This window comes from Candidatus Marinimicrobia bacterium CG08_land_8_20_14_0_20_45_22, assembly GCA_002774355.1.
GTDB lineage: Bacteria > Fidelibacterota > UBA2242 > UBA2242 > UBA2242 > 0-14-0-20-45-22.
In genome coordinates this window covers 1-8,567 of record PEYN01000086.1, presented here as the reverse complement: position 1 = coordinate 8,567, position 8,567 = coordinate 1, and the positions used below count along the sequence as shown (strand labels likewise).

6 protein-coding genes are annotated in these 8,567 nt (G+C 45.8%); 1 reads left to right on the top strand and 5 read right to left on the bottom strand.

Translation table 11 applies throughout. From position 1 onward, the window contains the following. Position 1: 1 nt before the first annotated feature. On the top strand, positions 2 to 394 hold the full coding sequence (locus COT43_05305) for a hypothetical protein (GenBank protein PIS28904.1): 393 nt from the start codon (positions 2 to 4) through the stop codon (positions 392 to 394). A gap of 225 nt (positions 395 to 619) precedes the next feature. On the opposite strand, the gene COT43_05300 is transcribed toward COT43_05305, so the two are convergent. The 5 genes from COT43_05300 to COT43_05280 form a co-directional block, all read right to left on the bottom strand. Then, complete coding sequence (locus COT43_05300) at positions 620 to 2,635, bottom strand: DNA ligase (NAD(+)) LigA (protein ID PIS28903.1); 2,016 nt, start codon at positions 2,633 to 2,635, stop codon at positions 620 to 622. Positions 2,636 to 3,399: 764 nt separating this feature from the next. Continuing rightward, positions 3,400 to 3,717, bottom strand: a complete 318-nt coding sequence (locus COT43_05295; protein PIS28902.1) for a hypothetical protein — start codon at positions 3,715 to 3,717, stop codon at positions 3,400 to 3,402. 555 nt (positions 3,718 to 4,272) lie between these two features. Beyond that, positions 4,273 to 4,833: a hypothetical protein gene (locus COT43_05290; GenBank protein PIS28901.1), complete on the bottom strand. Its 561-nt coding sequence runs from the start codon at positions 4,831 to 4,833 to the stop codon at positions 4,273 to 4,275. Positions 4,834 to 4,932: 99 nt separating this feature from the next. Further along, positions 4,933 to 5,493: a hypothetical protein gene (locus COT43_05285; protein PIS28900.1), complete on the bottom strand. Its 561-nt coding sequence runs from the start codon at positions 5,491 to 5,493 to the stop codon at positions 4,933 to 4,935. A gap of 270 nt (positions 5,494 to 5,763) precedes the next feature. Next, the coding region (locus tag COT43_05280; GenBank protein PIS28899.1) for a hypothetical protein at positions 5,764 to 8,567 on the bottom strand (2,804 nt) is incomplete at its 5' end.

Sequence of the window (8,567 nt, the reverse complement as noted above, 5' to 3'; positions counted from 1 at the left end):
CATGGTTGGGCTCGATAGCATGCGCGTTTCGATGAATTCCGCCCGACACGACTTCTACGAAAAATACTACAGACCGTCGAATTATTCATATAGTGACATTCTGGAATCCATACGTGTGATGAAAGAACTCGGCGGGTTTGTTTCCATTAACTTGTTCGTCTTTCCGGGTTTCACCGATCAGCCGGGAGAGATCGCCGCCGTTGAAAACCTAATTAAAACTTACAACATCGACCTGATTCAGTGGCGAAACCTGAACATCGACCCGGAATGGTACTGGGAAACGATGAACTCGCCTGAAGAGGAAGGGATCGGAATACGAAACATGATCGACCGTTTCCGCGTGACTTTCCCGAATCTTCAGCACGGCTATTTCAACCCGTATCTAAACCGTTGAGGATGTACAAGACCCGGAGAGTTTTCGCCACAGATTAATTCAGAAAAAGCAAGTTATTATTCATTTCCGATTTTACACATTTACTCAAGATTAATGGAATTCTGATTCATTCCGTGAACAATTATCTTCTTGCCTTTTTGTGTTATTTCGTGTGTTTCGTGGGCAAGTTTTTAGAGCGCGGTTTATTTGCTGTGACATTCTCCGCGTCCTCTGCGCTCTCAGCGGTTAATTTTTCATTTCGTCGATCAGCGCTCGGAACTCATCCTCAGTCAGGATTTTCACTCCAAGTTGTCTGGCTTTGTCCGCTTTAGAGCCGGGATCCGTTCCTACCACGACGAAATCTGTCTTTTTACTGACCGATGAAGACGCAACCGCACCGAGATTTTCGACAAGGTCTTTCGCCTCTTCCCGCGTCATCGTCGCGAGCGTTCCGGTAAATACGAATGTCTTCCCGGCAATTGGTGATGCTTCCGATGTTTTCTCTATCACCTGAATCGTTACGCCGCCTTCCAATAAACGCCGAATCGTCTGAACATTTGCCGGTTCTTCGAAGAAATGGCGAATCGACTGCGCCACAATCGGTCCGACGCCTTCGATCGACGTCAAGCCATCAAGCGACGCCGAACTGATTTTCTCAAGTGAGCCGAATGCCTTTTCCAGCAATTTGCCGGTATACTCGCCGACGTTGCGGATGCCGAGCGCATAAATGAAGCGCGCCAGCGTCGTTTGTCGGCTGAGTTGGATAGCTTCGAGTATGTTTTGCGCCGATTTTTCGCCCATGCGTTCCAGCACCAGCAACTGTTCTTTGCTCAGGAAATAGAGATCGGCGACGTTCTTTATCAAGCCCTGATCGACTAATTGTTCCACTAATTTATCGCCGAGACCATCGATATCCATGGCGCGCTTCGAAGCAAAATGTTCGATGTTGGCTTTGATTTGCGCCGGGCAATTGATGTTCGGGCAACGATGTTTGGCTTCATCTTCCTCGCGGACGACTGGCGCTCCACAGACTGGACAAACAGGCGGAATCCGGTAAGGTTTTTCGTTTCCTATTCGGCGTTCTGTAATCACTTTCACGACCTGAGGAATCACATCGCCAGCGCGCTGAACGACGACCCAATCGCCGACGCGAATGTCCTTGCGGTCAATCTCATCCTGATTATGAAGCGTGGCGTTCGAAACGGTGACGCCGCCGATCTGTACCGGCTGAAAATGCGCCACGGGCGTGATGGCGCCGGTTCGGCCGACGCTTGTCTCAATGTCCAAAATTTGCGTGACTTCCTGTTGAGCCTTGAATTTTCCGGCAATCGCCCAACGCGGAGAACGCGATTTAAAACCCAGTTCGACTTGCTGTGCCAGCGAATCGACCTTAAACACCACGCCGTCAATGTCGTAGGAAATCGTATCGCGGATGGATTCGATATTGCGATAGAATGCAACCAATTCTTCCGCATCCGTGCAACGCTCAATCAGCGGATTCACGCGAAAGCCCCATTGCGGCAGAGTTTGCATGAATTCCCAATGCGTCGAAAATGTGTAGCCTTCGCATGCGCCGAGCGAATAGCAGAAAATGCTGAGCGGGCGTTTGGCGGTAACCTGCGGATCGAGTTGTCTCAGCGAACCGGCGGCGGAATTGCGCGGATTGGCAAAAAGCGGTTTTCCCTCTTTTTCCTGCTGTTCGTTGAGCCGGACGAAGTTATTCTTTTCCATATAAACCTCGCCGCGCACCTCAAGAAGCTTCGGAGCGGGAATCTTATCCCGGCGAAGGCTCAACGGCACAGAACGGATCGTTTTCAGATTCTGCGTGATGTCTTCGCCTGTCACACCGTCGCCGCGCGTCGAACCGGAAACAAAGACGCCATTCTCATAAACGAGTTCAACTGCCAATCCATCGATTTTCGGTTCGGCGACGAACAAAACATTTTCGGACGGCGTCAATCCGCGCATAACGCGCTGAGCAAAATCTCGAATCTCGCCTTCGTCCATAGCATTATCGAGGCTGAGGAGCGGAATGCGGTGTATTACCGTCTTGAACTCGTCCAACGGTTTCGCGCCGACACGCTGGGTGGGAGAATCGGAAGTGATGAATTGCGGATATTCCGACTCCAACCTTTCGAGTTCGCGCATCAGCCGGTCGTATTCGGTGTCGCTGATCGTTGGATTGTCCAGCACGTAGTAGGCGTGATTGGCTTCATTGATCTGCCGCCGGAGTTCTTCGATTTTTGCGCTAAACAGGTTCACAAATCAAATTTAAGGGATGTTATCAAAAAAAACACTAAATCGTTCGGGGAGATGGCAGAAAAGATCGATTAGGTAGATTGTGTTAATTAGGTCAAATGGGTTGATTGTGTTGGATTTGGTTAGATTCGGTTAGATTCGGTCGATTAAGTAAATTAGGGATTGATCTGACCATAATGCTCAATAACGCTCCACCTCCTGAAGCATTTGCAGACAACCGCGCAGGTAGTTGTTGACATCATCAGGTATATCTGTGCACAACCACAAGTCCCTTTGGGAAAGGACAAATCTATTTGCACCCTGCTACAACTTATATCGACAGCTACGGCAAAGGTTCTTACAGATAACCTACGGAGGAGTCGAAGACATCTTCGGATGATATTGAAGACATCCCCGGGTAGTGCTGAGGATGTCTTCGGGTAGGGTTGAAGACATCTTCGGGTGGTATTGGAGATATCCTCATATAGGATCGGAGACGTCTCCGGGTAGGGTCAAAGATATCTTCGGGTAATGTTGAGGACATCCCCAAAGAGAGGTGAAGACATCTTAAAAGGGCGGTAGGGGAAACCGGGTTTCGTCCGCCGGGTGGGTTGATTAGGTTAATTAGGTTGATTGTGTTGATTAGGCTTGTCTGCCCGAAGCAGACAAGTTCCGGTCGTGGCAAAGATGCTTCCGATTTAAAACAGTGGGGATAGAACTGTGTATAGGATTACGGGTAACGTCTCGCCGCATACTGCATCCCCCTTCTGGCGGATTAAATAACCATTTTAATCCTTTTTATGTGTGGAAGTGTCGTAGTGCGGTGTGTTAGTTGCAGTGCCACCTGCAAGGAAAACACCCCCGTGAAACAGCACTCCATCGTAAAATGAGCACAACCAAAACGAAGCCGTAGTACCGGGGTGAACATATACTTGATAACGGAATACTCCATCACCAAAAGTATTTATTGGACAGTTCCTTAAAGCATTAACTAATCTAAAGGGAAGTTGTAATGATTGATTGACGATATTCCACTTAATAACGAAATTGGGCGGAACAGTAAGTCCTGTCTCGTGGAAAAGAAGTCCACGAATTATCTTAACCATAACCCTATCAAATTCCAGGGTGCTAATGTCATAAGCGGGAGCGATTCCGATTTTTCGACCCTCACACTAAATCTCGACTGGAAAAACTGTAGACAAGACCTTAAAAGCTAATTTAGGTCCCCGCTCCAAGCCACGGATTATTTTTGTTGTAAAAAGAGTGTGCGCATCAGGATGATGTTCAGTGCCAGCAAGAGACGAAATTTGGATGCGAAAGTACTCTTCGTCCTTGGAGTAACTCTTGTTGCATCGAACACAGCTCGGAACTGTTATAAGATTGTTCGGGGCCGGACTTGGAAAGAGACACTTAGGAGGTATGTGATCTTTGCTTAAGTTGGTTGTGGAACCACAATATATGCATTTGCATTTGAGTTTGTCTTGCATTTGTTAAACTCTATAAATCGGCATTGCCACTAACGAGTGCGCAGGCCACGCTGTTTTCTTTACCGCTATCAAACGACAAATTCTCTCGCAGTAAAAAAAATGTAACAACGGTAATTACTTCTTATCAAAAGACAGACCGGCGTTATTTGGCGTGTTAAGCGCAGTGTACACACACTATTCTTCTGGAAATTCCTTAATCTCAATAGTCTGCCTGTTATTTATGTCGCCAAAATGCTTACGAGCCTCTTCGAAGTCAGTTTGAGAGTATTTTCCTATAACTTCATCTGCACCGATGACGATTGCACTTGCTAAACCCAGTAGTCGTGGTGGAAATGTTACAGAGACCTGCAAACCAAAGCCATAGACACCGTATTTGAACGACGCTTCGTCGACTTCCTTTATGAGTTTCAGTTCTACTAGTCTATGCAATTCTTTGTGTAGCAACGATTGTTCACTCTTTGAGTAGTAAAAAACAAGCCAATTCCCTGTTGAACCATTAAACCAAGCAAATCTTCTGGTCGAATTGCCTTTCTTAAACCAAGCTTGTACTGAGTCTAGTTTCTTGCCGAGGTAGGCACGTTCTCGTCTGCTGATTGATCCGATTTCCCAAGTGAAATATAGTCCGAGTGGATAACCATCAAATAGTTTGCGCTGGTCGGAAAAACCAGATTCAAGCTTATCTATCCAACCGGAATACTCGTTGTGAGATGTCCGACTTGCAATTGCTTCTGCCATAGTTGAATGATAAGTTTCCCAAAATGCTATCCCTCCGAAATCAACAGGCTTATTGGGGAATTTATTGGATTGAGTCTTGTAATAACCGAGAACATTAAGTTAATTGCCTAATGGTATATCTGCAATTCCCAAATATTGAAAACGGTCAGTAAGGTAGTAATCGAAGTCGGGAACTGTGTCAATTTCGGTTGTCATACGACGAAGATCATTCCAAGAAATCACGTGTATGGGAAGATCACATTTGTAAATATCTGGTACGGCAATAGACGGCAGAAGAGTGCAATGTTTGTCGTGGACGAGAACAACCAGCCCAACAACTCTTGAGACACTAGAGCAATCAAGCGTAGTGTTGTAATATGAGTTGTGAAGATTAATGGTTTCGTTGGTTCTTATTCTATCGTAGTTTCTTTTTATCTGCTCGACCGCATTTTGAATCTTAGAACGTGCCCAAGAATCAATCGAAGCTGAGCCGGAGTCCCGTGTTTTAACTTCTATTAGAAACACAACTCGGTTCATCCATACGAGTACATCAGCTACTTGGGCATTTGATCTTGTTTTGGGATTTGGAAATGAGAAGAACTTTGAATAGTGAGAATCAAAGAACTGAGCAATCAGTCGTTCTCCCGCCGTACCGCTATCATATTCGTTCCGTGTTATCACTTATGACCGATATATTTCGATTTAACTAATCCGTTATCGTCAATGTCTATGAGTTATAGCCGTTTGTCTGGTTATTTTCTTCTTCTCGAAATCACATTCCACGTTCATTCCCTCGCTAAAAGATGCCGTTGCAAAAACAATTTCAATCACATAACGGCGTTATTGTACATAACTCTTGGAATAACCACAAGGGAAATGTTGAGGGCACGGAAATCGTGGCATTGAGGGCATTAGCGTCAGGTTCATCCCTAATCTACCTAATCTACCCAATTAACCTAATCTACTTAATTGACCGAGCGCCTCCATCTTCTGGGCCTGACGCAACTGCTCTTGGCTTTTTCTCAATGCCTCTTCCGCCTGCTTGCGTTCACTGATATCTCTGGTAATGCTAAGTATGTGTTTGATTCCATTGAGTTCGGTGACGGAAGCGGACATCATTCCATATCTGATCTCACCATTTTTCGCTCTAAAACGTGCTTCGAGGTTTTCTACAAATCCATTCTCCTTTAAACCTTCCACCAGTTTTTTTCTGTCTTCAGGGTCGTCCCAAATATGCATTTCAACGGAAGTTTTACCGATTACTTCTTCCTCGGTATATCCCATAATGCGGGTAAAGCCCTTATTTATGGAAACGTACAATCCATCTTCCATACGATTGATATTGATGGAATCAGGGGTGGTCATGAAGGCTTTCCTGAATTTTTCTTCGCTATCATGCAAAGCTATTTCTGCCAGTTTGCGGTCTGTCGTATCGAAGATAATGGAATGAAGCAGGTCTTTGCCTTTTGTTTCAATCTTACCGCTAAACACATCCACGTCCCGAATCGAACCGTCCGCCCGCCGATGCCGGAATTCGAAATGTACCCGTTTCTGAGACCTGGCTTTTTCCATTTCTTCTTTGACTTGATCAGGAGAAAGAGTATTAATATACTGAATCTTCATCTTTTTTAGTTTTTCAATCGACCAGCCGTAGAAATTCGCCGCGGCTTCATTGGCATCAACGATATTTCCGGTATCCGGATCAATCAGCAACTTGACAGCGGCATGGCGGCTGAATACTTTTCTAAAAAGTTCTTCGCTTTCTCGTAAAGCTTCCTCTGCTTGTTTACGCTCGGTAATGTCATATGCAAAACCTATCGCCGCTGGCTTCCCTTGATAAACAATTTGGCCGGCGGCAAAATCAATCCAGCGCTCTGTGCCATCACTGCGAATAATCTTGAATTCATAATGATTCGTTACCGATTCTCCGCGCTGACGCGCTAAACCACGTTCGCGCACGAGATCTTTGAAATCGGGGTGAACAACATCCCAGAAACGCGTTTGGTACATCTCAATTGCAGAATAACCAACTAAATCCTCGCCAACCTTATTAACATACACAAAATATTCATTCTGATAAATAAAAACAGCCGCCGGTGAATTCTCTGCAAGCGCACGAAACAGGGCTTCACTTTCCCTTAATGTTTTTTCAACCTGTTTACGCTCGGTGATATTTCGGAAAATGCCAAGAAGTATGGGTTTTTTATTACCGGATTCGAAGAAAGAATTCATCACTTCAATCCATATCTTACGACCGTCCCGCAGGACAACTTCCTGTTCGCTGTAGCGCTTGATGGTTCGCGTTCTGAATCGCTCCCGATGCATCTTTTCGATGTGCTCTCTGTGTTCCCTGGAATAGATTTCAGCCAAAGATTTACCCTCTATTTCCGAGCGGTCGATCCCCATCATCTGGCAGAAAGCATCGTTGACACGGATAACCGTCCCATTTTCGTCAACTAAGCGCATGCCATCCAGTGATTGTTCCCATACTGAACGAAACTGAGCTTCGGATTGATAGATTTGCTCTTCAATCTGTTTCTGTTCTGTGATGTTGTGATTGATCGAAACCATTCCGATTTTATCGCCCGAGATGTCTTTCAGAACTGAAATGGTGCTCAAAACAGACAGCGGTTTACCGTCTTTGTCATGATGAACGATTTCACCAGACCAGGTGCCATTCTTATCGATAGATTCGAATACCGCCTCTCTGGATTCGTAGCGATATTCCGGTTTGATAACTTCATGGTAGGTTTTCTCGAGTACTTCTTCTGCCTTCCAGCCATACATCACCTCCGCCGCCGGATTCCACGTGGTGATCGATTTGTCCACATCGGTTGCGATGATAGCATCCGATACATTTTTTAGTAAATCGGCTTGATATTGGATTTGTTCTTCCGCCTGTTTGCGTTCGGAAATATCCACGGATAGAATGAAAATTCCCTGCGGGATGGGCTGAATGGAAAGCTCGAAAATCCCAATTGAACCGCCCGGGAAATTGAATTCATTTTCAATTTGAGCCGGGACTCGCTCTTCCATACAGTGCGTTAATACAGCAAACAACGGCGTTTGATCAATCCCAGACCACACACCAGTAAATTTTTTCCCCAGGAGATCCATTTTGGATCGGTGAAAATGCTTTTCGGCGGTTTTGTTCACATAAAGATAGCGCCAATCAAATCCGATGATTTGGGCTCCTTCCATCATACCATCCAGTGTCGAGTGGAAACGTTCCTCGCTATCGCGGAGATTCTTTTCTGCCAGTTTGCGCTCAGTGATATTCCGGAAAATGCTAAGTTGCAGTTTTTCTCCATTGATCTCAATCTTGGAATTGGACAATTCAAACCAGACAGATCGCCCGTCATGAAGAGTCACAAGACGTTCGAAATGGGGCTCGATCGTATCGCTCTGAAAGCGCTCGATCTCTTTGGCAAGAATATGATCGGCGGCGTATTCATCATAAATAATCGAAAGCGGCTTACCAACCAATTCAGACTCCGGCTTCCCGACCATGTGGCAAAAGGCGGGGTTGACGCGAACGATGATTCCATCGGCATTGCAAAGGCGCATCCCGTCCAGGCTATTTTCCCAGATCATTCGGAACTGCCGCTCCGAATTGATGATGGTGCCACGCGCCGCGCGCTCAGATGTCTGATCCCGGAATACCAAAATAACTCCGATAATCTTTCCGTTCTCATCTTTGATCGGCGCGCCGCTATCTGCAATGGGTATTTCCCGATTGTCTTTGGAAATCAATA

Excerpts from the sequence above, each read along its gene's own strand:
- COT43_05305 (PIS28904.1), top strand. The coding sequence starts at position 2 with ATGGTTGGGCTCGATAGCATGCGCGTTTCGATGAATTCCGCCCGACAC.
- COT43_05290 (PIS28901.1), bottom strand. The coding sequence starts at position 4,833 with ATGGCAGAAGCAATTGCAAGTCGGACATCTCACAACGAGTATTCCGGT.
- COT43_05295 (PIS28902.1), bottom strand. The coding sequence starts at position 3,717 with ATGGTTAAGATAATTCGTGGACTTCTTTTCCACGAGACAGGACTTACT.